This is a genomic window from Roseovarius tolerans, from assembly GCF_900109855.1.
In the GTDB taxonomy this organism is placed as follows: domain Bacteria; phylum Pseudomonadota; class Alphaproteobacteria; order Rhodobacterales; family Rhodobacteraceae; genus Roseovarius; species Roseovarius tolerans.
Genome location: NZ_FOBO01000001.1, coordinates 105,411 through 127,634, shown reverse-complemented (window position 1 = coordinate 127,634; position 22,224 = coordinate 105,411). Strand labels below are relative to the sequence as shown.

The window sequence follows — 22,224 nt, the reverse complement described above, 5'->3', positions numbered from 1 at the left end:
TGATCCCGGGATCAGACTAGCCGCAAAGCATCGCCCCACAAAGATAGCCTATTGTCTTAGCTTCGCGGCCTCCCGCGGGGCGCATGCAGGATCGAGCACGGGAGCAAAGCGCGGCTCGCCCATTGTCGCCTCGGTCAGTGCCTGCAAAGGTGCGAATTCTGCGTCGATATAGGTCAGAAAGTCGGGGGTCGTGGTCTCATCCACCGGCGCACGCGCCACGGCATGCAGCATGAAGATGTCAAAGGCACAAAGCGCAGGCGGGTTCGACGACAACATCGCCGATTTGAACCCGCTCGACCCCCAGGCCGCATGACGCAGACGCAAGGGGTTCTCTTCCAGCTTGGAAAGGAACGGCACCTGCGCATCGAGATGCAGGATATCCATGCCAAAGGTGAAGTTCTGAAACAACTCCTCCACCAGGAGCGACCGGAAATATTCCTGATCCAGCGGACCAGCCGCGCCGGGTGCCGCCTGCTGCACCATCACATGCGTGCCAGAGCCTTTGCGCCCGAAGAAGGTCTGCGCCATCGCCGGTGAAGAGGCCGCCCAGACATGACGAGACGGCAACCCCAATTCGTAGACCCGGTCCATCCACGCCAGATCGCGGCCCAGCGCCCGATTGGGCGGCGGTCCGGAATAGAGCCGCAGGATCACGTTGCGGCCCGACCCGCAAGCACTGATATCCGCGCCCGCCTCGTGCAGCGGCACAGGCACACCGTGGACATGCTCCAGCAATGTACGAAACGCATCCAGCACCGCGCGGCTGCCCTCGGTCGGCGGCTCGCCTACCAGACAGATCTGCGCGCCCTTGAGGTCGCGGCCATTGATATGCACCGGGATCGACATGTCGCGCCCGACCATGGTCGAGCGCAGCTCATAGCTCCAGCCGCGCCGCGCCATGTCGAGATATTGCGCCTTGTCAGCAAGAGCCGGCCCGATGGCGAGCCCGAGAAGCGCGGTCAACAAACCCGCTATATGACGACAGATACGGCGCATGACCGGATATTAGGCCAAGCGCCGCGGCTGTCCACAGCGCTTTGCGACGTCCACGATCGGCCAGCCCTTGCCGAAACGCCACATCCGGCCCGGCGAACCGCCGCCGACGGCCAAAATCCGCCCCGCGCAGGCGCAGAAAACGGCAGACCACCGCCTGAATATCACTCGGCTCTGGCGCAGGACCGACAGCGGCCTCACCTCGATTATACTGAGATCCCAGATAAAGGAGACTGCCATGTATACGCCCGATGACGACATCCACCGACAGGTCAACCGCGACCGCAACCGCTATGCGGCCCCCGGATACGAAAGCAGCGCTGCGTCAAACGGCGGGCTGCTTGCATTGCTGGTCGTCGTGGCCCTGCTTGGCGGGTTGATCACCCTCAGCATGCTCGGGCCCTCGACATCCGATGGTGGCACCGCCCCCGAGGCAACGGCCCCCGAAAGCATCTCGGGCGGACAGGCCACGACACCCGCCGACTAGGCCCTCGGTTCAGGCCAGCGAGGTGACCCACAGGATCGTCGCATCCTCGGCGCTGACCGAGATTACGTTATGCCCCATCGTGGCATCGTAATACGCAGTGTCGCCCCGGCGCATCTCGATGGGTTCGTAGAACTCGGTATAAAGCCGGATCACGCCGGTCAGCACATAGAGAAATTCCTCGCCGTCGTGACGGACCCAACCGCCGAATTCCTCGATGCTGCGCGCCCGGATGCGCGCGCGGTAGGGCAGCATCCGCTTCTGGCTCAGTTGCTCGGCCAGCAGTTCATGTTCGTAGGTCGAGGTGGCCTTGGGCGCGCCCTCGCCCGACTTGGTCAGCGCCATGCGACCATTGATCCGCTCGCGCAATGGCGGGGTAAAAAGCTGCGGCACGGAAATCTCAAGCCCCAGCGCGAGCTTTTTCAACGCGTCATAGGTCGGCGACATCTGGCCGTTCTCGATCTTCGACAAGGTGGAACGCGCCAACCCCGCCTGCTTTGCAGCCTGCTCCAGCGTCCATCCACGCGCCTTGCGCAACTCGCGCACCCGCGCGCCCAGATCAAGCGGCTCGGGCGTGCCACTCTCGCCTGTGTCACGCGCGACACGGATCAGGGGGTGCGAGGCTTGATCGGACATAGCACAGTCCTATAGGCAGGCTCGGACCCACTTGCAACTGGCGCGCGTCCTGCCTAAGCCGAAGGTATGCATGCCGTTTTCGACGCGGGCCCAAGCGCCCCCTGCCCCTCGCCTTTCAACCTCGCCGCCCATGTGATGGGCCGCGCCGAGGCACAGCCCGACAAGATCGCCCTCGCGATCCTGCGCCTGTCCGGTGCCGAACGCTGGAGTTATGCGCGCCTGCACGCCGCCATTCGCGGCACCGGGACGGGGCTGTTGCGCGCAGGCTTGCAGCCCGGTGACCGGGTGCTGATGCGGCTTGGCAACACGGTAGAGTTTCCCATCGCCTATCTCGGAGCCATCGCGGTGGGCCTGGTGCCCATCCCGACCTCCAGCCAGCTGACCGCACCCGAGGTGGCCGGGATCATCGCCACCACGCAGCCCCGCCTGATCCTGCGCGCAGGCGACATCGCCTGCCCCGAGACGGAAATCCCCATTCAGGACGAACTCGCGCTCGAGGCGATGCGCGACTTGCCCCCCGCCGAGTATGACATGGGCGATCCCGACCGGCTGGCCTATATCATCTACACCTCCGGCACCTCCGGCACACCGCGCGCGGTATGCCACGCGCATCGCGCGATCTGGGCACGGCGGATGATGTATGACGGCTGGTATGGGTTGCGCGGCGACGACAGGCTCTGCCATGCCGGGGCCTTCAACTGGACCTTCACCCTCGGCACCGGGTTGATGGATCCGTGGACCATGGGCGCAACCGCGCTGATTCCGGCACCCGAGGTCACACCGGATCAACTGCCGCTTCTACTCAATCGTCATGATGCAACGGTTTTCGCTGCAGCCCCAGGCGTTTACCGCAAGATGCTCAGACAGGACATGAAGTTCAGCCTGCCCCGCCTGCGCCACGGTCTTGCCGCGGGCGAAAAGCTCTCGGACACGATCCGCCAGCACTGGCAGGACGCCACCGGCACGCCCGTCTTTGAAGCATACGGCATGTCCGAATGCTCCACCTTCATCTCCGGCAGCCCCAATCACCCGGCCGCCCCCGGCACACTCGGCCGCCCGCAACAAGGGCGGCGCGTGGCGATCCTCGGGCCGGAGGGTCCCGTCGAGACCAATGAGGAGGGCACCATCGCTATTCACAAATCCGATCTCGGCCTGATGCTCGGCTATCTCGGCGCGCCCGAGGCAACGGCGGCGAAGTTCAGCGGCGACTGGTTTTTGACCGGCGATCAGGGCGCGATGGACGAAGGTGGCCAGATCACCTATATGGGCCGCGCAGACGACATGATGAACGCGGGCGGTTTTCGTGTCTCGCCTATGGAGGTCGAGGCCGCTCTCACCCTGCATCCCGGCATCACGCAGGTCGCCGTCACTGACATTGAGGTGAAAGAGGATGCACGCGTCATAATGGCCTTCTATACTGGCCCCGACCCGCTCGACCCCGCAACGCTCGACGCATTCGCGCGCGAACGCCTCGCGGGTTACAAAGCCCCGCGTGGCTATATTCACGTCACGGCCCTGCCCACAGGGGCCAATGGCAAACTCCTGCGCCGCGCCTTGCGGCCGATTTACGAGGACCTTCATGGTCAAGCTTGACATCATTTCCGACCCGATCTGCCCTTGGTGCTATATCGGCAAAACCCTTTTTGATCAGGCGCTTGCCCAGCGTCCCGACCATCCGTTCCAGATCGAATGGCACCCTTTCCAGCTCAACCCCGACATGCCCGCCGAAGGTATGGACCGGGCCGAGTATCTTGAGACGAAGTTCGGTGGCAAGGACGGCGCTATCAAGGCGTACGCCCCGGTGCTCGACCGCGCAGAGGCTGCCGGGCTCTCCATCGACTTTGCCGCGATCAAGCGCACGCCCAACACGCTCGACGCGCACCGCCTTCTGCATTGGGCGGGGATCGAGGAATGCCAGGACCGGATGGCGATGGCGCTCTTTCACGCCTATTTCGAAGAGGGCCGGGATATCAGCGATCACGAAACCCTCGCCGATATCGCCGACAGTCTCAGCATGGATGGCGCGATGATCCTTCGCCTTCTGGGGTCCGACTCGGACCGCGAGGACATCAAGGCGCGCGACGCGCAGTTCCGCGAGATGGGGATCTCCGGCGTGCCCACCTTCATCGTCGCCGGTCAGCATGCCGTGCCCGGCTGCCAGCCGTCCGAGATGTGGCTCAAGGTGATCGACGAGATCCGCGAGACCGCCGAAGGCTAGACCGTGCTCAACCTGCGCACCCGTTTGTTACTGGCTCTGCTGGCGTCGATCATCGCCAGTGGAACGGTCTTTTTTCGATTTGTCGAAGGCTGGTCTTGGCTGGACAGCTATTTCTTCACTGTAGTGACGCTCTCGACGGTGGGTTATGGCAATCTCGTGCCTGCGACGGTCCTAGGCAAGATCGGCACCACCGTGTTCATCATCACGGGTCTCGGTATATTCGCAGCGGCGATCCAGCATTTTGCCGTGATCACAATCAAGAAGCGCGAGCATCACGGCAGGCACCTGATGAACGAAGACCAGCCCGAACAGGCCGAGACGGACACAACCGAGTCAGACCACTTGCGCGACTGATGGCTCAGCCCATCGGCGGCCACATCCCATAACGCGCTGTGATCTCGTCAAGGCAGGCGCGGTTTGCGGCTGCCCGGTTCCGCCCGTCGATCATCGCATCCTGCAAACCATGCGTATCGGTGAAAGCAGGGCAAATCCCCTCGCGTGCCTCGGGTGCCAGCCGGATAGCAACCCCCTGCCGCGACAGTTGCGCCGACAGCCAGATGTCATCGACCGGCCATGCCAGAGACGGCGGCGCGCACTCCGCCGCCACCAGCCACTCAGGCCGCACCGCCACCCCGGCAAAGCCCTGCGCGATGTCGGCATACCCCGCGCGCGGCGCCGCATGGCCCTTTCGCCTGAGCCGCCGCAGATCGAACCCAGAGCCAGCCACCGCCTCACTCTCGTCCCCAGCCAAGAGCCGCGCCGCCCAGCCCTGCGGCATGGTCCAGTCATCGTCGCAGTAAATCAGCCGCCCGCCCTGCCCCGCCAGCAGGCGCGCGGCCGGCAGGACCTTGCTCGCCGGTCCGATGTCCTCGGCCAAGGGCAAGACCTCTACCCCATCGGGCACCTTCGGCCAGGGCGCGGTCGCGAACCGCATGGGCCGGTGCGGGAGGCACAGCAACACCCGGTCAGGCGCGGGCCGCTGCGCCAGAAGGCTCTCCAGCACCGGGCCAAGCTGCGCGTATCGCGGTGGAATCGAAGTCAGCGAAATCGCATACATTCCCTCGCTCAAACGAAAACGGGCCGCCCCGTCAAGAGCGGCCCGTATAGGACACGGTCAGGCGCGCGCGATCAGCCTGCGATCAGGCCCATCGACTCGAGCTTCAGGATGACCTGGTGTGCGCAGTTGTCGACATCGACATTCTCGGTCTCGACACGCAGTTCGGGGTCGGCAGGCACGTCATAGGGGTCGGAAATTCCGGTGAACTCCTTGATCTTGCCCTCGCGCGCCAGCTTGTAGAGACCCTTGCGGTCACGGCGCTCGCATTCCTCGATACTGGTCGCGACATGCACCTCGATAAAGGCACCGAACTCCTCGATATCCTCGCGCACCGCACGGCGGGTGGCGGCATAGGGGGCGATCGGCGCACAGATCGCAATGCCGCCATTCTTGGTGATCTCGCTCGCCACATAGCCGATCCGGCGAATGTTCAGGTCGCGATGCTCCTTCGAGAACCCCAACTCGGAGCTGAGGTTCTTGCGCACGATATCGCCATCCAGAAGCGTCACCGGACGCCCACCCATCTCCATCAGCTTGACCATCAGGGCGTTTGCAATCGTGGATTTGCCAGAGCCGGAAAAGCCGGTGAAGAACACGGTAAAACCCTGCTGCGAACGCGGCGGGCGGGTGCGGCGCAACTCCGTCACCACCTCGGGGAACGAGAACCAGTCCGGGATCTCCAGCCCTTCCTGAAGGCGGCGGCGCAACTCGGTGCCCGAGATGTTGAGGATGGTCACATCATCCTTGTCCTCGATCTCGTCGATCGCCTCGTATTGGGCGCGCTCCTGAACAAAGACCATATGTTTGAAATCGACCATCTCGATGCCGATCTCGTCCTGATGCTCACGGAACAGATCCTGCGCATCGTAAGGCCCGTAGAAATCCTCACCGGCGGAGTTCTTTCCGGGGCCCGCGTGGTCGCGCCCGACGATGAAATGCGTACAGCCGTGGTTCTTGCGGATCAGGCCATGCCAGACCGCCTCACGCGGGCCGGCCATGCGCATCGCAAGGTTCAGCAGGCTCATCGTGGTGGTGGCACCGGGGTATTTGTCCAGCACCGCCTCGTAGCAGCGCACGCGGGTGAAGTGATCGACATCACCCGGCTTGGTCATGCCGACAACGGGATGAATGAGCAGGTTGGCCTGCGCCTCCTTGGCGGCACGGAAGGTCAGTTCCTGATGCGCGCGGTGCAGCGGGTTGCGCGTCTGGAACGCCACGACGCGGCGCCAGCCCAGTTTGCGAAAGAGCGCGCGCAATTCGTTGGGGGTGTCGCGACGGCCGCGGAAATCATAATGTACTGGCTGCTGAATGCCGGTCACCGGGCCGCCCAGATAGACCTTACCCGCCGTGTGATGCAGATAGTTCACCGCCGGATGCGCGCTGTCATCGGCCCCGAACACATGCGCCGCCTCACGCGCCTTGTCCGGCGTCCAGCGGTCGGTCACGGTCATCGTCCCGAGGATCACACCCTCCTGATCGCGCAGCGCGATATCCTGCCCGATCTCGATGCTGTCAGCGAACTTTTCGTTGACGTCCAGCGTGATCGGCATCGGCCAGAGCGTGCCGTCGGCAAGGCGCATGGTCTCCACGACGCTGTAGTAATCGGCCTCGCTCATGAATCCCTTGAGGGGGTTGAACCCGCCGTTCATCAGGAGTTCCAGATCGCAGATCTGGCGCGGGCTCAGGTCCCAGCTTGTCAGATCGGCGGCCTCGATCTTCAATTTCTGCGCGCTCTCGTAAGAGACATAGAGTTCGGGAACGGGGGCAAGGTTGGGCAGTTGCATCGTGAGCCTCGGGCAATTCGCGGATTTTAATTATGTTGCAGCGCAACGGGGTTGGCCGGGGATTAGCCCCGCTTGGGACATAAGTTCAAGGTATAGCCGGTTTGTTTGGTGAATTGAGACAAAAATGACGCGAGAAACCGCCGGTTTGGAACAACAACCGCCATTCCCGCAAGATCGCCACTGATCGGTTCCAGACCCGGGTGGTCTTGAGACAGATCAAATCCGCCTCTCTCAGAAACGTTTAGAATGATTCTAAGCGCGCGAATCCACGCAATCCAAGGAGAAATTCGGTGACACGTCCCCTCAAACTCATTCTCGGCACGGTTTCCGCGCTGGCTCTCGCTCAGGGAGCCGCCGCATCGGAACTACGCGAGCGCGCGCAAGACATGTTCGCGCCGCTGCCCTCGACCATTCCCGCCCTCAACGACAACATCCTCACCGAAGAAAAGGTCGATCTCGGCACGGCGCTGTTCTTTGATCCGCGCATGTCCGCATCGGGCGTATTTTCCTGCAACTCGTGCCACAACCTCGCCACCGGCGGCGATGACAACATGGAAACCTCGATCGGCCATGCCTGGCAAAAAGGCCCGCGCAACTCGCCCACCGTGCTCAATGCCGTGTTCAACGATGCGCAGTTCTGGGATGGCCGCGCCGCCGACCTTGCCGAACAGGCCAAGGGCCCGGTGCAGGCCGGTGTCGAGATGGCCAATACGCCAGATAACGTGGTCGCCACGCTCAATTCCATGCCGCAATACGTGGAGTGGTTCGAGGCCTCATTCCCCGACGTGGCCGCCCCTGTCAGCTTCGACAACTTCGCCAAGGCAATCGAGGCCTACGAGGCCACGCTGATCACGCCAGCACCGTTCGATGCATGGCTAAACGGGGACGATGGCGCGCTCTCGGACGCGCAGGTGGCCGGGCTGGAACTGTTCATCGACAAGGGGTGCTCGGCTTGCCACAACGGCGTCAACCTTGGAGGCAATGGCTATTATCCCTTCGGCCTGATCGAGAAACCGGGGGCCGATGTGCTGCCACCCGATGACCGGGGTCGTTTTGCAGTGACCGAGACGGCGGACGACTCTTACGTGTTCCGCGCCGCGCCCTTGCGCAATATCGACCAGACTGCGCCCTATTTCCACTCTGGCAAGGTCTGGGATCTCAAGGTCGCGGTGCAGATCATGGGCACCTCGCAATTGGGCACCGAAATCAATGACGCGGAGGCCGATCAGATCGTCGCCTTCCTTGGGGCGCTCACCGGCAAGATGCCCGAAGTGGTCTATCCGGTGCTGCCCGCTGAGACGCTGAAAACACCCCGCCCCACCGGCGAGGTCCAGTAAGGCCCGATCCCTCGCGACAATTTCCAAGGGCGCGGGCCTCTCCCGCGCCCTTTTTTCATATCGTTCAGAACGCCGGGAGCCCTTCGGAAAGCTCATAGGATTTGACCGCCTGCAAAGGCTGGTCCCCCTCCAGACCGAACACGAAGACATGCGCGCGCTCATCGGCCAGCGTCATCCGGCAAAACTGCGTGTCGGGATCAAACTCGGGCGGGCACCCCGCCAGATCGGCATGCTCGACCGTGTGCTCGAAGAGTTCATAGGTCATGCGGCCATCCATGGCCTCGTCCGCCTTGACCGCAACCGCACCGACCGAGATCAACGCTGCAAGGCTGAGAGAGTGAAATACTGTGAGCTTCATTATCCGATTCCTTTAGTCAGGTATTTGCACCCCAATCCCTACTTTTATTGTCACCTACTGACAAGGCTGATCTGGTCACATAGCGTCCTCCATGCTAAGCCCGCTTCATAACGCCGAAAAGGACACTGCATGACCGGCCCGATCGCCCCTGCCCGCGCGCTCAAGCGGCCGGAATTCATCGCGCTCATGGCGATGATGGCGGCCACCGTGGCCTTTTCCATCGACGCCATGCTGCCGGGCCTGCCGCATATCGCGCAATCGCTCACCCCAGAGGCGCCGAACCGCGCGCAGCTGATCATCACCGCCTTTCTGCTCGGTCTGGGGCTGGGCACCTTCGTGTCGGGTCCGCTCTCGGACAGCTTCGGGCGCAAGCGGGTGATCCTCGGCGGGGCCGCGATCTATATCACCGGGGCAGCGCTCGCGATGATCGCGCCCAGCCTTGAGACCCTGCTGGCCGCCCGTGCAATCCAGGGGATTGGCGCTGCGGCGTTCCGCATCGTCTCTATCGCGATCATCCGCGATCTTTATGCCGGGCGTGACATGGCGCGGCTGATGTCCTTCGTGATGATGGTCTTTGCCCTCACCCCCGCCATGGCCCCGCTTCTGGGTGCAGGCGTGATCGCCGTCGCGGGGTGGCGCGGGGTGTTTGGCGCGTTCATTCTTTTTGCCACGTTGCTATCGCTCTGGATGGCGTTGCGCCTGCCCGAACCGCTGCCGCGCGAGGCCCGCCGCCCGTTCCGTGCCGCCCCTCTCCGCGCCGCCCTTCGCGAGGTGCTGGCCCACCCCGTCACGCGCACCGCCATCGCGGTGCAAATGCTGTGCATGACCACGCTCTTCACCTCGCTCAGCATGGTGCAACCGATGTTCGACGAGGTGTTCCACCGCGCCGACAGCTTCCCCTATTGGTTCTTCCTGATGGCCCTGATCGCGGGCAGCGGCAGTTTTCTAAACTCGCGCCTTGTCATGCGTCTCGGGATGGAGCGGATGGTGCGCGCCGCCCTCACGGCACAGATCGCGCTCTCGCTCGCCGCTATCGCGCTCTGGCAGATCGGCCTGCCGCCAGACGCGCAATTCGGCGTGTTCGTGATCTGGCAGACATCGGTGTTCTTTCAGGCCGGCCTCACGCTCGGCAATCTCAACGCGCTCGCCATGGCCCCGATGGGCGCCATCGCGGGCATGGCCGCCAGCGTCACCGGTGCCATCGCCACGGTGGGCAGCGTGGTGATCGCCATTCCCATCGGTCTGCAATTCAATGGCACGCCGATGCCCGCGCATCTGGGCGTGTTGGGTGCAGTTCTCGCAGGCTATGCACTGATGCATCGGCTCAAGACGCGGATGATCGAGACTGTCTGACGCAGATTTATTTTGTATACCGTCGCATACTATCTTTTACAAAGCCGGTTTTTCCGCTAAGACAGCGGCAATTCCAGCGAGTCGCGTGACTTGAACACCGCACGCGACACCGTGCAAATCCAGATCGGAAAGGACACCCGATGGCCAATACCTCCACTCCCGATATCGTCTACACCAAGGTCGACGAGGCCCCGGAACTCGCCTCCGCCTCGCTTTTGCCGATCATCCGCCGCTTTGCCTCCGCCGCAGGTGTCTCGGTCGATACGCGCGACATCTCGCTCGCCGGTCGTATCCTCGCCGCCTTTCCCGATCACCTGACCGAAGATCAGCGCGTCAGCGACGATCTGGCCGAACTGGGCGAACTCGTCAAAACCCCCGGCGCGAACGTGATCAAGCTGCCCAACATCTCCGCCTCCGAGCCGCAGCTGGTCGCTGCGATCAAGGAATTGCAGGGGCAAGGCTACGCCCTGCCCGATTACGCCTATGACCCCAAGACCGAAGACGAGAAAGCCGCCCGCGCGCGCTATGACACGCTAAAGGGCTCTGCCGTGAACCCGGTCCTGCGCGAGGGCAATTCCGATCGTCGCGCCGCCGCCGCCGTCAAGACATTCGCGCAAAACAACCCGCACCGCATGGGCGAGTGGTCCGCTGACAGCAATACGCGCGTCGCCACCATGGGCGCGGGAGACTTCTTCGCCAACGAGAAATCCGCCACCCTGCCCAAGGACAGCGGCGCGAAAATCGTCCTGGAAGCCGCCGGTGGCGAGACCGTGCTCAAGGACGGGCTCAGCTACCCGGCGGGCACCGTGGTCGATGCCACCTACATGAGCGCGAGCGCCCTCGACGCCTTCCTCGCCGAGGAAATCGAAAAGACCAAATCCGAAGGAATCCTCTTTTCGCTGCACATGAAGGCCACGATGATGAAGGTCTCCGACCCGATCATCTTCGGCCACGCGGTGCAGCAGTTCCTCGCCCCCGTCTTCGAGCAATATGGCGATGAGATGAAAGCGCTCGGCGTGTCGCCCAATGCAGGCCTCGGCGACCTGTTGGAGCGCGTCAAGGACAAGCCCGAAATCCTCAAGGCCATCGACGCCTGCATGGCCGACCGCCCGGCGATGTACATGGTGAACTCTGACAAGGGCATCACCAACCTGCATGTGCCCTCGGACGTCATCATCGACGCCTCGATGCCCGCGCTCATCCGGGGCGGCGGCAAGGGCTGGGGCCCAGACAACAAGGAACATGATGCCGTCTGCGTCATCCCCGACAGCAGCTATGCCACCGTCTATGACGAGGCGATCAATTTCTTCAAGGCGAACGGCAAGCTCAACCCCGCCACCGCAGGCACGGTGCAGAATATCGGCCTGATGGCGCAGAAGGCCGAGGAATACGGCAGCCACCCCACCACCTTCGAGATCACTCAAACCGGCACCGTCAAGATGATCCTCGACGACGGCACCGTGCTGCACGAGCATTCCGTCGCAGGGGGTGACATCTGGCGCTCGGCCTCGGCGCGCAAGGCCCCGATCGAGGATTGGGTCAACCTCGCCATCGAAAGGCAGAAGGCAACGGGATATCGCGCGATCTTCTGGCTCGATGCCACCCGCGCCCATGACGCGGAACTGATCTCTCACGTGAAGCCCATCTTGGAAGCCGCTGGCGTGGCTGACAAATTCGAAATCATGGCCCCACGCGAGGCGACCCGCGCAAGCCTCGAGACGATCACCAAGGGCGAGAACACCATCGCGATTACCGGCAACGTGCTGCGCGACTACCTGACCGACCTGTTCCCGATCCTCGAACTGGCCACCTCGGCCAAGATGCTCTCCATCGTCAAGTTGATGAATGGCGGCGGGTTGTTCGAGACCGGCGCGGGCGGCTCTGCCCCCAAGCACGTGCAGCAGTTGCAGGAGCAAAACCACCTGCGGTGGGACAGCTTGGGCGAATTCTGCGCGCTTGGCGAAAGCCTTAAGTTCCTTGCCGAAACCCACGACAACGCCCGCGCCCGCGTGTTGGGCGAGGCGGTCGAGGCCGCGACGCAGGGCGTGCTCGATCACGGCCGTTCGCCAAGCCGCAAGGTTGGCGAGCCCGACAACCGCGACAGCCATTATTGGTTCGCCCGCTACTGGGCCGAGGCCCTAGGGGCACAATCCGATGATGCTGCACTTGCCGAGGAATTCGGCCCGGTCGCCAAAGCGCTTGCGGAAAACGAGGCCAAGATCGTGGGCGAACTCGCAGCGGCACAGGGCAGCGCGGCGGATACCGGAGGCTATTACCACCCCGACCTCGAGAAACTCGCCTCCGTGATGCGGCCCTCGGCGACGCTCAACGAGATCATCGGCTAGGAATGAAACCCGCGGGTCATGTCCGCGCCGCTTGAGACGTCACGCGACCGGGGCCTTGCTTGAGGCTCCGGTCGTTGCACGTTCAGTCACTGACCCCGGTTATGGGTCTGTGCATGCATCGTCGCGATCATCCGGCTCGCGGTCTTTTCGAACAGGCACGGGATCACCGCGTGAATCAACGCGGCACAGGCCGCCCCAAAGAGCCGCAGCGCGAACCGCCCCGCGAATACTGCATGCTCGAGATAACTTTCCTCCACCTTGCGGGGATGGTCCAGAAACAGCCTCGAAATCATCTGTTGGTCCTCCTGTTGGTTGGCTGGCGCCAAGCTATGCGAGTCTCTGCGTGACATTATCCCAAATTTCTCGCAATACTTCTGGATATTGGGACAATTTCCACAAAAGGCGTGACTTCATGACGGAACTGGACGAGCTCGACCGCAAGATCCTGACGGAACTGCAACGCCATGCCGACACCCCGCTGGATGCGCTCGGGCAGGTCGTGGGGCTGTCGCGCAATGCCTGCTGGCGGCGGATCAAGGCAATGGAGGCGGCCGGCGTCATCCGCGCCCGGGTGGCGCTGCTCGATGCCGCAAAAGTCGGCCTGCCGCTCACCGTGTTCATGCAAATTCGCGCCGCAGCCCATGATGCCGACTGGTTGGCGAAATTCGCCCGCGCGACCCGCGCCATGCCGCAAATTCAGGGGGTTTACCGCATGACCGGCGATCTCGACTACCTGATCTGCGCGCGGGTCGCGGACATGGCCGATTACGACCGGCTCTACCAGACGCTGATCGCGCGGGTGCCGATGGGCGATGTCTCGGCCAGCTTCGTGATGGAGGAGATCAAGCACAGCACGAAATTGCCGTTGTTTGAGGGGTAATGGGGCGGGGGTGTTGGGCATTGAGCTGCCGTTGCCGGTTTCAGAGACAAGCCGCGCGGTGCCTGACCGCCGGGTGGGCGCAGTAACCTATGTGGATCGCACTTTATGCCAGCCAAGCACTCCCGCGTTTTTAATGGCTTGAGACGTTGCAAAAGCGCCCGCCCGAGGGGGCGGTCGGGCGCTGCGCGGCGGTGCCTGCGGCACCTTGATTCCGCGCATTAGTGCTGAATTCCAACGCCCACTCGAGGCCAACTCCGTTGTGTCTTTCCCGGTAGACCCGCCCCCACCCCTCGCGTATTCCGGTCACCAAACCCACCCCGAACCGAGAGCGCGCCATGATCCCCACGGTTTATTTCATCCTCTTTCTCGCCATCCTCGCCGAAACCGCAGGCACCACGGCGCTTCAGGCCAGCCAGCAATTCACCCGCCCGCTGCCCTCGGTCGTCGTTGTTATAGCCTACGGGATCAGCTTCTACCTCCTGGCGCTCACGCTGCGCACCATGCCCGTAGGGGTGGTCTACGCGATCTGGTCCGGGCTCGGCATCGTCTTCATCGCCGCCATCGGCTACGTGGTTTTCGGCCAGAAACTCGACCTGCCCGCGATCCTCGGAACCGGGCTGATCCTTGCCGGAATCGTCGTGATCCAGTTATTCTCGCGGACAGCCCCGCACTAGACCACCACCAAAGGGGCAAAAAGGGTGGAAACACCGTCCGCTTGCCGCTATTGCAGCGACCGAAGACCACATGAGGCCGCCCATGCGCGACACCATCACCGAACGCTGCGAGGCCAAGGGCCTGCGCATGACCGATCAGCGGCGCACCATTGCCACGGTGCTGGAGGCCTCCGACGATCACCCGGACGTCGAAGAGCTTTACGGCCGCGCCTCGGGCGTCGACCCGCGCATCTCGATCGCCACGGTCTACCGCACCGTCAAGCTGTTCGAGGAGGCGGGCATCATCGACAAGCTGGAGTTCGGCGACGGGCGCGCGCGCTACGAGGATGCCGAGCGCGACCACCACGACCACCTCATCGACATGAATTCCGGCGAGGTGATCGAATTCGTGGATCCCGAGATCGAGGCGCTGCAGGAGAAGATCGCCGAGAAGCTGGGCTATCGCCTGATCGGTCACCGGCTGGAGCTTTACGGCGTGCCGCTGAAATCCGGCAAGTAGGCGCGGACATGGTCACACACCCTGCCAGACGGATCATGCGGATTGCCATCGGCAGCGTGATCGTGGGCCTTGCCGTGCTGGCGCTCAAGGCCGTGGCCTGGCAGCTCACCGGCTCGCTCGCGCTGATGTCGGATGCGCTCGAAAGCCTGGTGAACGTGGCGACGGCGCTGGCCGTCATCGTGGCGCTGCGGGTGGCGCGGCGGCCAGCGGATGACAATCACCCCTACGGACATCACAAGGCCGAGTTCTTTTCGGCGGTGCTCGAAGGCGTGCTGATCGTCATTGCCGCGCTTTTCATTCTGCGCGAGGCCTATGCCGGGTTCCTTAGCCCGCGCGCCCTTGATGCGCCGCTGATGGGGCTGGCGATCAATGCCGGGGCCGGCCTGATCAACGGGGTCTGGGCGGTGATCCTGATCCGCAACGGGCGCCGCCACCGCTCGCCCGCGCTGGTGGCTGACGGGCGACACCTGATGACCGATGTGGTCTCATCGGTGGGGGTGCTGATCGGCGTTGCGCTCGCGTTTGCCACCGGCTGGTGGTGGCTCGATCCCGCGATGGCGGTATTGGTCGCGCTCAACATCCTGTGGTCGGGCTGGGTTGTGATCAAGGGATCGCTGAGCGGGTTGATGGACGAGGCCGTCTCGGACGAGGAGATGGACACGATCCGCCGCGTGATCGCGCAGGCCGCGAGCGATGACGCCGCCCTTGAGGCGCACGACCTGCGCACCCGCCACGCGGGTCAGGTCACCTTCATCGACTTTCACCTCGTCATGCCCGGCGAGACCACGGTCGAGGCCGCCCATGACCTCTGCGACCGGATCGAGGCGGCGCTGATGGAGGCGCTGCCCGACGCGCGCGTCACCATCCATGTGGAGCCCGAACACAAAGCCAAGCATAGCGGCATTGTCGTGCTGTCATAGCTCTGCTGCTTTCTTGTGCAGTTGTCCTGCGCTAACAGGGTCAGGCACCCTGACACGAAAGCCTCTGAAATGGAAAACCTGCGCGGCAGTATCCTGATGGTCCTCGCGATGGCCGGCTTCGCGCTGGAGGACATGTTCATCAAGCGGCTGGCGGATGCGCTGCCGGTGGGACAAATCATCATCTTTCTGGGCCTCGGCGGCGCTCTCATTTTCGGGGCGATCACGTTCGCCCAAGGCCGCAGACTCTGGTCGCGCGACTTGCTGTCGCGCCCGGTTCTGCTACGCAATTTCGGCGAGATTGTCGGCACCCTGGGCTTTGTCACCGCCATTGCGCTCACGCCCTTGTCCTCGGCCTCGGCGATCCTTCAGGCCACGCCGCTCGCGGTCACGCTCGGCGCGGCGCTGTTTCTCGGCGAGGCCGTGGGCTGGCGGCGGTGGAGCGCCATTCTGGTGGGTTTCATGGGCGTGCTGATGGTGATCCGCCCGGGGCTGGAAGGGTTCGAGCCTGCCTCGCTTTTCGCCGTACAGGGCGTGATCGGTCTGGCGATCCGTGATCTGGCGACCCGCGCGGTGCCGCGCAGCATCTCCTCGATGCAGCTTTCGACCTATGCCTTTGCCACGCTGGTGCCCACCGGGCTGATCCTCTTGGCGTTCAGCGGCACGCCTGCCCTGCCCTCGGGCCTCAACTGGCGCGATCTGGTGCTGGCGCTCATTTGCGGGGTGGCGGCCTATTACGCCATCGTGGCGGCGATGCGACTGGGCGATGTGGCGGTGATCACGCCGTTCCGCTATTCGCGGCTGATCTTTGCGCTGATCATCGGCGTGACGCTCTTTGACGAACGCCCGGATGTCTGGACCCTGACCGGGGCCGCGATCATCATCGCTTCGGGCATCTACACCTTCTGGCGCGAGCGGCGGCTGGCGCGGCGCGGCGCCACCCCCTCGGCTCCGATCTCGCCACGCGGCTAGCTATCGCTTGCCAGCCATGGTCCGTCGCCCCATATTCACGTCATGCTCAAGTTCACGCCGATCCTGCTCGCCATCCTCTACGCGCTCGCCATGTACCGCTTCTCGGTCTGGCGCACCACACGCGAGCTTGACACCCAATCGACCGAACTGGCCGATCCGGTGCTCAAACGCATGACCGACAGGCTCGCCTCAGCACTCGACCTGCCGCGCGTGCGCGTGCATATCTACGAGATCGACCCGGTGAACGGGTTGGCCGCCCCCGATGGCCGCATCTTCATCACCCGCGGGTTCTATCGCAAATTCAAGACCGGTGAGGTCTCGGCAGAGGAAATGGCCTCGGTCATCGCGCATGAGCTGGGACACGTCGCATTGGGGCATTCGCGTCGCCGGATGATCGACTTTTCGGGCCAGAACGCGCTGCGCACGGCGCTTGCCATGCTGCTGTCGCGGTTTCTGCCCGGGATCGGTGTCTGGATCGCCAATGGTCTGACCACACTTCTGGCCGCGCGCCTGTCGCGCGGTGACGAGTATGAGGCCGACGCCTATGCCGCCGCGCTGCTGACCAAGGCCGGGATCGGCACCGCGCCGCAAAAATCCCTGTTCAAGAAACTCGAGGCGCTGACCTCGGGCGCGGGTGGCGCGATGCCCGCATGGCTGCTCAGCCACCCCAAGACCGACGAACGCATCGCCGCGATCGAAACCCTTGAAACCCGCTGGCAGCAGAGCCTGAGTTGACCCGCGCGCCGCGTCATCCTCGGGCCTGACCCGAGGACCTTGCGGCCAAGAGATCGTCCGGTCGAGCCGGACGATGACGGTGAGAAAGACACGTGCCGCGCACAGCTCGAAATTTTTTGATCAAATTATCTTGGCAAAGCCCCTGCAGCCGGGATAGGTTGCGGCAAATCTCTATCAGGACGCCTCTCAATGGACCTCACACAGTTCCAGACCTTCCGCGTGGCCGCCTGCGATCTCAACGGTCGCATGCGCGGCAAGCGCCTGCCTGCAAGCCACGGCGACAAACTCGGCGGCGGCACCCTGCGCATGCCGCTCAGCTCGCTCAACCTCGATGTTTTTGGCGCCGATATCGAAAACTCTCCGCTGGTGTTCGAGACCGGCGATATCGACGGCTGCCTCTTTCCGACCGAGCGCGGCGCAGTCCCCCTGCCCTGGCTCGACGTGCCGCAGGCGCTGGTGCCGATGGTCATGCATACCGAGGACGGCGCGCCCTTCGCGGGTGACCCGCGCCACGCGCTAGCCGCCGTCCTCGACCGATACGCCGCGCGCGGGTGGGAAGTCTTTGCCGCGACAGAGCTGGAATTTACCCTCGTCGATCCGTCCGGCAAATCCTTGAAAACCGTGCGCGATCCGCGTTCTGGCCGGCGCATGAAGGCCCCCGGCATTCTCAGTCTCGGGCAAATGGATGCCTTCGACGCGTTCCTGTCTGACCTCTATTCCGCCGGGGCCGAAATGGAAATCCCCGTCGAAACCGCGATCAGCGAGGCAGGGATCGGGCAGTTCGAGCTGACCCTGCATCACCAATCCGCAATGCGCGCCGCCGACGACACCTGGCTCTTCAAGACCATGATCAAGGGGCTCGCGCGTCAACACGGATATGTCGCCACCTTCATGGCCAAACCCTTTGGCGACGATACTGGCAACGGCATGCACATGCATTTCTCAGTGCTGGACGGCGACGGTCGCAACGTGTTTGACGATGGTACGGATCAGGGCACCGACATCCTGCGCAGCGCGGTCGCGGGCTGCCTTGCCGCGATGCCGCCCTCGACGCTGATTTTCGCGCCCCACGCCAACAGTTACGCTCGTCTCGTGCCCGGCGCACACGCGCCGACCGGCGCGGGCTGGGGCTATGAGAACCGCACCGCCGCAGTGCGCATTCCCGGCGGGCCCAATGCCGCGCGCCGGATCGAGCACCGTGTCGCGGGCGGTGACATCAACCCCTATCTAAGCTTTGCCGCCATCCTTGGTGCTGCGATCACCGGCATCGAGGACGGCATGACACCCCCTGCCCCGATCACCGGCAATGCGTATGAGGCTGACCTGCCGCAACTCGCCGCCGATTGGGGCGCGGCCATCGACCTTTTCGAGGCCGATCCGCTGATCGCGCGCATCTTTCCGGCGGAGCTGATCCGCAATCTTGTGATGACCAAGCGACAGGAACATGCGCATATCTCGAAGATCGACGCAGAGGACCACTGGAAGACTTATCTCGAAACGGTGTAGCCTCTGTGCAGCAGCACCACGTCAGAATTTGATCAAATAACGAGCCAATGATGAAAATAGGCATCCTCCAAACCGGCCACGCCCCCGACATGCTCCTGCCGGACACGGGCGATTACGACGCAATGATGGCGCGCATGCTGGACGGCCAAGGATTTGAATTCGAGACCTACGCGGTCGTCGATCAAGAGTTCCCAAAAGGCCCGCACGCTGCCGATGGCTGGCTCATTACCGGATCGAAGCACGGCGCTTACGAGGATCACCCATGGATTCCGCCGCTTGAAGAGCTGATCCGCGCCATTCACACCGCAAACCTGCCGATGGTCGGCATCTGCTTTGGCCATCAGATCATCGCGCAGGCGCTTGGCGGCAAGGTGGTGAAACACCCTGATGGCTGGCGCGTGGGGGCCACGCAATACGATATCGAGGGCACCCCCCTCACCCTCAACGCGTGGCACCAAGACCAGGTGATCGAGGCCCCCGACGGTGCCGAAATCATAGGCCGCGCCGAGGGCTGTGACATCGCCGCAATGCGCATTGGCGAGCGGATATACACGGTCCAGCCGCATCCCGAATACGGGGCCACCTTCATGCAGGGCTTGCTGGACCATCGCGCGCCCGGCGTCGTGCCCGACCCGCTGAGCGACCATGCACGCGGGCTGCTCTCCACGCACACCGACAACGCCGCCATGGCCACGCGCATCGCGGATGTCTTCAGGAAAGGGGCCTGACATGGCCGATCTACGCGACTTTACCAAGACGCTGCCACAGGCGGCCCAGACCTATCTGGAGAACCGCAGGCTGGACGAGGTGGAATGCATCATCTCGGACCTGCCCGGCATCGCGCGGGGCAAGGCCGTCCCGGCCTCGAAATTCGCTCGTCAGCAATATTTCCACCTGCCGGACTCGATCTTTTACCAGACCATCACCGGCGACTGGGGCGAGGCCGCGGACGAAGACGGGTTCATCGAGAAGGACATGATCCTGCGACCCGACATGTCGACCACCTCCGCCGCGCCCTGGACGGCGGATTGGACGCTTCAGGTGATCCATGACGCGTTCGACCGCGACGGCGCGCCGATCCCGTTCTCGCCCCGCAACGTGCTGCGCCGGGTGGTCGAAATGTATCACAAGCGCGGCATGAAACCGGTCGTCGCCCCGGAAATGGAATTCTTCCTCGTGGCGCGCAATCTCGATCCGGCGCATGCGATCAAGCCGATGATGGGCCGATCGGGCCGCCCTGCCGCCGCGCGGCAGGCCTATTCGATGACCGCCGTCGATGAATTCGGCCCCGTCATCGACGACATCTACGATTTCGCCGAGGCGCAGGGCTTCGAGATCGACGGCATCACGCAGGAAGGCGGCGCCGGGCAGCTGGAAATCAACCTGCGCCACGGCGACCCGATCAAGCTGGCCGACGAGGTGTTCTACTTCAAGCGCCTCATTCGCGAGGCGGCGCTGCGCCACGATTGTTTCGCCACCTTCATGGCCAAGCCCATCGAGGACGAGCCGGGCAGCGCCATGCATATCCACCACTCGATCCTCGACATCGAAACCGGGCGCAACCTGTTCTCGGGGCCGCAGGGCGGCGAGACGGATGCGTTTTTCCACTTCATCGGCGGCTTGCAGAAACACCTGCCCTCGGCGATCGCGGTGCTCGCCCCATACGTCAATTCCTATCGCCGCTACGTCAAAGACCACGCCGCGCCGATCAACCTCGCCTGGGGCCGGGACAACCGCACCACCGGCATACGCGTGCCGCTCTCGGGGCCGGAATCGCGCCGCGTGGAAAACCGCATGGCCGGGATGGACTGCAATCCCTATCTCGGCATCGCGGCAAGCCTCGCCTGCGGTCTGTTGGGCATCATCAAGGAAGACTGGCCCGACAAGCAGTTCAAGGGCGACGCCTATGCCGGAGAGCCGGATATCCCCAACGTCATGGGCGAGGCGCTCAACGTGTTCGAGGAGGCGAGCGATCTGCACGAAATCCTCGGATCGGAATTCTGCCGCGTCTACAACATCGTGAAACGTACCGAATACGAGGAATTCCTGCAGGTGATCAGCCCGTGGGAACGTGAGCACCTGCTGCTCAACGTCTGATCCGGTCCAAGCGGTCGGATTTTGAGTATTTTGACCAAGAAGACGCCATGAACCTGCTCTATGCCAATGACCGGCGCGGCGAGTACCCGCCAAGCTGGTATGCCGCGACCACCGCACCGCTGGCCCCCTTTGCGCCCCTGCGCGGCGAGGTGCGGGCGGATGTCTGTGTGGTTGGAGCGGGCTATACGGGCCTCTCGGCGGCGCTGCATCTGGCCGAGGCGGGGCTCGACGTGGTGCTGCTCGAGGCGCAGCGCGTGGGCTTTGGTGCCTCGGGGCGCAATGGCGGCCAACTCGGCAGCGGGCAGCGGATGGAGCAGACGGGCCTCGAGCGGTTGGTCGGGCAAGAGGATGCGTCGAAACTCTGGGATTTGGCCGAGGATGCCAAGGCGCTGGTCAAGTCGCTGGTGGCGCGACACGGCATCGACTGTCACCTGAAACCCGGCGTGGCGCATGCCTGTTTCTCGGCTCGCGAAACGGCTCACGAGCATGCCTATGCCGATCATCTGGCCGAGAGATATGGCTACAATCAGCTTGAGAAGCTCGATGAAGGCGCCATGCAGACGCTGTGCCCCTCGCCCGCCTACAGCGGCGGAACCCTCGATATTGGCGCGGGCCATCTGCACCCGTTGGCCTATGTGCTCGGCCTCGCCCGCGCCGCGCAGGCGGCGGGCGTGCGTATCTTCGAGGGGTCGGCAGTGCATCACGTCACGCGCGGCATCCCGGCGCGCGTCGCCACCGATGCAGGCGCGGTCAAGGCCGATCACGTGATCCTCGCCTGCAACGGTTATCTCGGCGGGCTCGACCGCAAGGTTGCCGCCCGCGTCATGCCAATCAACAATTTCATCGCTGCAACCGAACCCCTGGGCAATGAGGCCGCGCGCGTGCTGGCCCGCGACGTGGCCGTGGCCGATAGCAAATTCGTGGTGAACTACTTTCGCCTCAGCCATGACAAGCGCCTGCTTTTCGGCGGCGGCGAGAGCTATGGCTACCGCTTTCCGCGCGACATCGCGGCACTGGTGCGCAAGCCGATGCTGGAGATCTTTCCGCATCTGCGCGACGCGCGCATCGACTATGCCTGGGGCGGCACGCTGGCGATCACCATGAAACGCATGCCCTATCTTGCGCGGCTTGCGCCCAACATGCTCTCGGCCTCGGGCTATTCGGGGCATGGCGTGGGCACCGCGACCCATGCGGGCAAGCTCATGGCCGATGCGGTGCGCGGCGAAGCAGCAGGGTTCGAGACGCTGTCGCGCGTGCCTGCCCCAAACTTCCCCGGTGGAACCGCGCTGCGCACGCCGCTTCTGGTGCTGGCGATGACCTGGTTTTCGATGCGCGATCGGCTTGGCATCTGATTACGGTACCGCTTCGGCTGAAAAACG

General features: G+C 63.7%; 23 protein-coding genes. 17 read left to right on the top strand and 6 right to left on the bottom strand.

The window, feature by feature from the left end:
* Positions 1–48: 48 nt before the first annotated feature.
* Entirely contained in the window at positions 49–963 is a 915-nt protein-coding gene (locus BMX04_RS00655; RefSeq protein WP_244888442.1) for a hypothetical protein, read from the bottom strand.
* 268 nt (positions 964–1,231) lie between these two features.
* Between BMX04_RS00655 and BMX04_RS00650 the strand changes: the two genes are divergently transcribed.
* Positions 1,232–1,480, top strand: a complete 249-nt coding sequence (locus BMX04_RS00650) for a hypothetical protein (protein ID WP_074784241.1) — start codon at positions 1,232–1,234, stop codon at positions 1,478–1,480.
* Positions 1,481–1,489: 9 nt separating this feature from the next.
* On the opposite strand, the gene BMX04_RS00645 is transcribed toward BMX04_RS00650, so the two are convergent.
* The gene (locus tag BMX04_RS00645) at positions 1,490–2,113 is read right to left on the bottom strand and encodes a helix-turn-helix domain-containing protein (RefSeq protein ID WP_074784238.1); all 624 of its coding nucleotides are present in this window, start codon (positions 2,111–2,113) and stop codon (positions 1,490–1,492) included.
* A 66-nt stretch (positions 2,114–2,179) separates the two neighbouring features.
* Here BMX04_RS00645 and BMX04_RS00640 point away from each other — a divergent pair, with 66 nt between their 5' ends.
* From BMX04_RS00640 to BMX04_RS00630, 3 genes are read left to right on the top strand one after another with little or no spacing between them, the layout of a single operon-like run.
* Positions 2,180–3,706 (top strand): class I adenylate-forming enzyme family protein, encoded by a 1,527-nt coding sequence (locus BMX04_RS00640; RefSeq protein ID WP_074784235.1) that lies wholly within the window; start codon positions 2,180–2,182, stop codon positions 3,704–3,706.
* Positions 3,693–4,331 (top strand): DsbA family oxidoreductase, encoded by a 639-nt coding sequence (locus BMX04_RS00635; protein WP_074784232.1) that lies wholly within the window; start codon positions 3,693–3,695, stop codon positions 4,329–4,331. The genes BMX04_RS00640 and BMX04_RS00635 overlap by 14 nt, the downstream gene beginning before the upstream one ends.
* Before the next feature lie 3 nt (positions 4,332–4,334).
* Entirely contained in the window at positions 4,335–4,685 is a 351-nt protein-coding gene (locus BMX04_RS00630; RefSeq protein WP_083398037.1) for a potassium channel family protein, read from the top strand.
* 4 nt (positions 4,686–4,689) lie between these two features.
* Here the strand turns inward: BMX04_RS00630 and BMX04_RS00625 are convergent, their stop codons facing one another.
* Together BMX04_RS00625 and BMX04_RS00620 are read right to left on the bottom strand one after the other, a co-directional pair.
* On the bottom strand, positions 4,690–5,388 hold the full coding sequence (locus BMX04_RS00625; protein WP_074784229.1) for a hypothetical protein: 699 nt from the start codon (positions 5,386–5,388) through the stop codon (positions 4,690–4,692).
* Between the two features lie 71 nt (positions 5,389–5,459).
* Positions 5,460–7,172, bottom strand: coding sequence for a bifunctional sulfate adenylyltransferase/adenylylsulfate kinase (locus BMX04_RS00620; RefSeq protein WP_074784226.1), 1,713 nt, complete (start codon positions 7,170–7,172; stop codon positions 5,460–5,462).
* 332 nt (positions 7,173–7,504) lie between these two features.
* On the opposite strand from BMX04_RS00620, the gene BMX04_RS00615 reads away from it, so the two are divergent.
* On the top strand, positions 7,505–8,509 hold the full coding sequence (locus BMX04_RS00615) for a cytochrome-c peroxidase (protein WP_074784684.1): 1,005 nt from the start codon (positions 7,505–7,507) through the stop codon (positions 8,507–8,509).
* A gap of 64 nt (positions 8,510–8,573) precedes the next feature.
* Here the strand turns inward: BMX04_RS00615 and BMX04_RS00610 are convergent, their stop codons facing one another.
* Positions 8,574–8,867, bottom strand: a complete 294-nt coding sequence (locus tag BMX04_RS00610; RefSeq protein ID WP_074784223.1) for a hypothetical protein — start codon at positions 8,865–8,867, stop codon at positions 8,574–8,576.
* Positions 8,868–8,996: 129 nt separating this feature from the next.
* Here BMX04_RS00610 and BMX04_RS00605 point away from each other — a divergent pair, with 129 nt between their 5' ends.
* Both BMX04_RS00605 and BMX04_RS00600 read left to right on the top strand, forming a co-directional pair.
* Complete coding sequence (locus BMX04_RS00605) at positions 8,997–10,220, top strand: multidrug effflux MFS transporter (RefSeq protein WP_074784221.1); 1,224 nt, start codon at positions 8,997–8,999, stop codon at positions 10,218–10,220.
* A gap of 140 nt (positions 10,221–10,360) precedes the next feature.
* Positions 10,361–12,565: an NADP-dependent isocitrate dehydrogenase gene (locus BMX04_RS00600; protein WP_074784218.1), complete on the top strand. Its 2,205-nt coding sequence runs from the start codon at positions 10,361–10,363 to the stop codon at positions 12,563–12,565.
* 86 nt (positions 12,566–12,651) lie between these two features.
* Here BMX04_RS00600 and BMX04_RS00595 read toward each other — a convergent pair whose 3' ends face one another.
* Entirely contained in the window at positions 12,652–12,858 is a 207-nt protein-coding gene (locus BMX04_RS00595; RefSeq protein ID WP_074784215.1) for a DUF6356 family protein, read from the bottom strand.
* Between the two features lie 119 nt (positions 12,859–12,977).
* Here BMX04_RS00595 and BMX04_RS00590 point away from each other — a divergent pair, with 119 nt between their 5' ends.
* The 10 genes from BMX04_RS00590 to BMX04_RS00545 all read left to right on the top strand — a co-directional run bounded on the left by BMX04_RS00590 (position 12,978) and on the right by BMX04_RS00545 (position 22,197).
* The gene (locus tag BMX04_RS00590; RefSeq protein WP_074784212.1) at positions 12,978–13,445 is read left to right on the top strand and encodes an Lrp/AsnC family transcriptional regulator; all 468 of its coding nucleotides are present in this window, start codon (positions 12,978–12,980) and stop codon (positions 13,443–13,445) included.
* 335 nt (positions 13,446–13,780) lie between these two features.
* Positions 13,781–14,119 (top strand): DMT family transporter, encoded by a 339-nt coding sequence (locus BMX04_RS00585; protein ID WP_074784209.1) that lies wholly within the window; start codon positions 13,781–13,783, stop codon positions 14,117–14,119.
* Positions 14,120–14,201: 82 nt separating this feature from the next.
* The gene (locus BMX04_RS00580; protein ID WP_074784207.1) at positions 14,202–14,618 is read left to right on the top strand and encodes a Fur family transcriptional regulator; all 417 of its coding nucleotides are present in this window, start codon (positions 14,202–14,204) and stop codon (positions 14,616–14,618) included.
* 35 nt (positions 14,619–14,653) lie between these two features.
* A complete protein-coding gene (locus BMX04_RS00575) occupies positions 14,654–15,538 on the top strand; it encodes a cation diffusion facilitator family transporter (RefSeq protein ID WP_276325604.1) in 885 nt (294 codons plus the stop codon).
* Between the two features lie 69 nt (positions 15,539–15,607).
* Positions 15,608–16,507 (top strand): DMT family transporter, encoded by a 900-nt coding sequence (locus tag BMX04_RS00570; RefSeq protein WP_074784202.1) that lies wholly within the window; start codon positions 15,608–15,610, stop codon positions 16,505–16,507.
* 42 nt (positions 16,508–16,549) lie between these two features.
* Positions 16,550–17,242 carry a M48 family metallopeptidase gene (locus BMX04_RS00565; protein ID WP_074784200.1) on the top strand — a complete coding sequence of 231 codons (693 nt, stop codon included), beginning with the start codon at positions 16,550–16,552 and terminating at the stop codon, positions 17,240–17,242.
* 189 nt (positions 17,243–17,431) lie between these two features.
* Complete coding sequence (locus BMX04_RS00560; RefSeq protein ID WP_074784197.1) at positions 17,432–18,748, top strand: glutamine synthetase family protein; 1,317 nt, start codon at positions 17,432–17,434, stop codon at positions 18,746–18,748.
* A 50-nt stretch (positions 18,749–18,798) separates the two neighbouring features.
* Entirely contained in the window at positions 18,799–19,476 is a 678-nt protein-coding gene (locus BMX04_RS00555; protein WP_074784682.1) for a type 1 glutamine amidotransferase, read from the top strand.
* Between the two features lies 1 nt (position 19,477).
* Positions 19,478–20,845 (top strand): glutamine synthetase family protein, encoded by a 1,368-nt coding sequence (locus tag BMX04_RS00550; RefSeq protein WP_050662144.1) that lies wholly within the window; start codon positions 19,478–19,480, stop codon positions 20,843–20,845.
* A gap of 47 nt (positions 20,846–20,892) precedes the next feature.
* The gene (locus BMX04_RS00545) at positions 20,893–22,197 is read left to right on the top strand and encodes an NAD(P)/FAD-dependent oxidoreductase (RefSeq protein ID WP_074784195.1); all 1,305 of its coding nucleotides are present in this window, start codon (positions 20,893–20,895) and stop codon (positions 22,195–22,197) included.
* Positions 22,198–22,224: the final 27 nt, after the last annotated feature.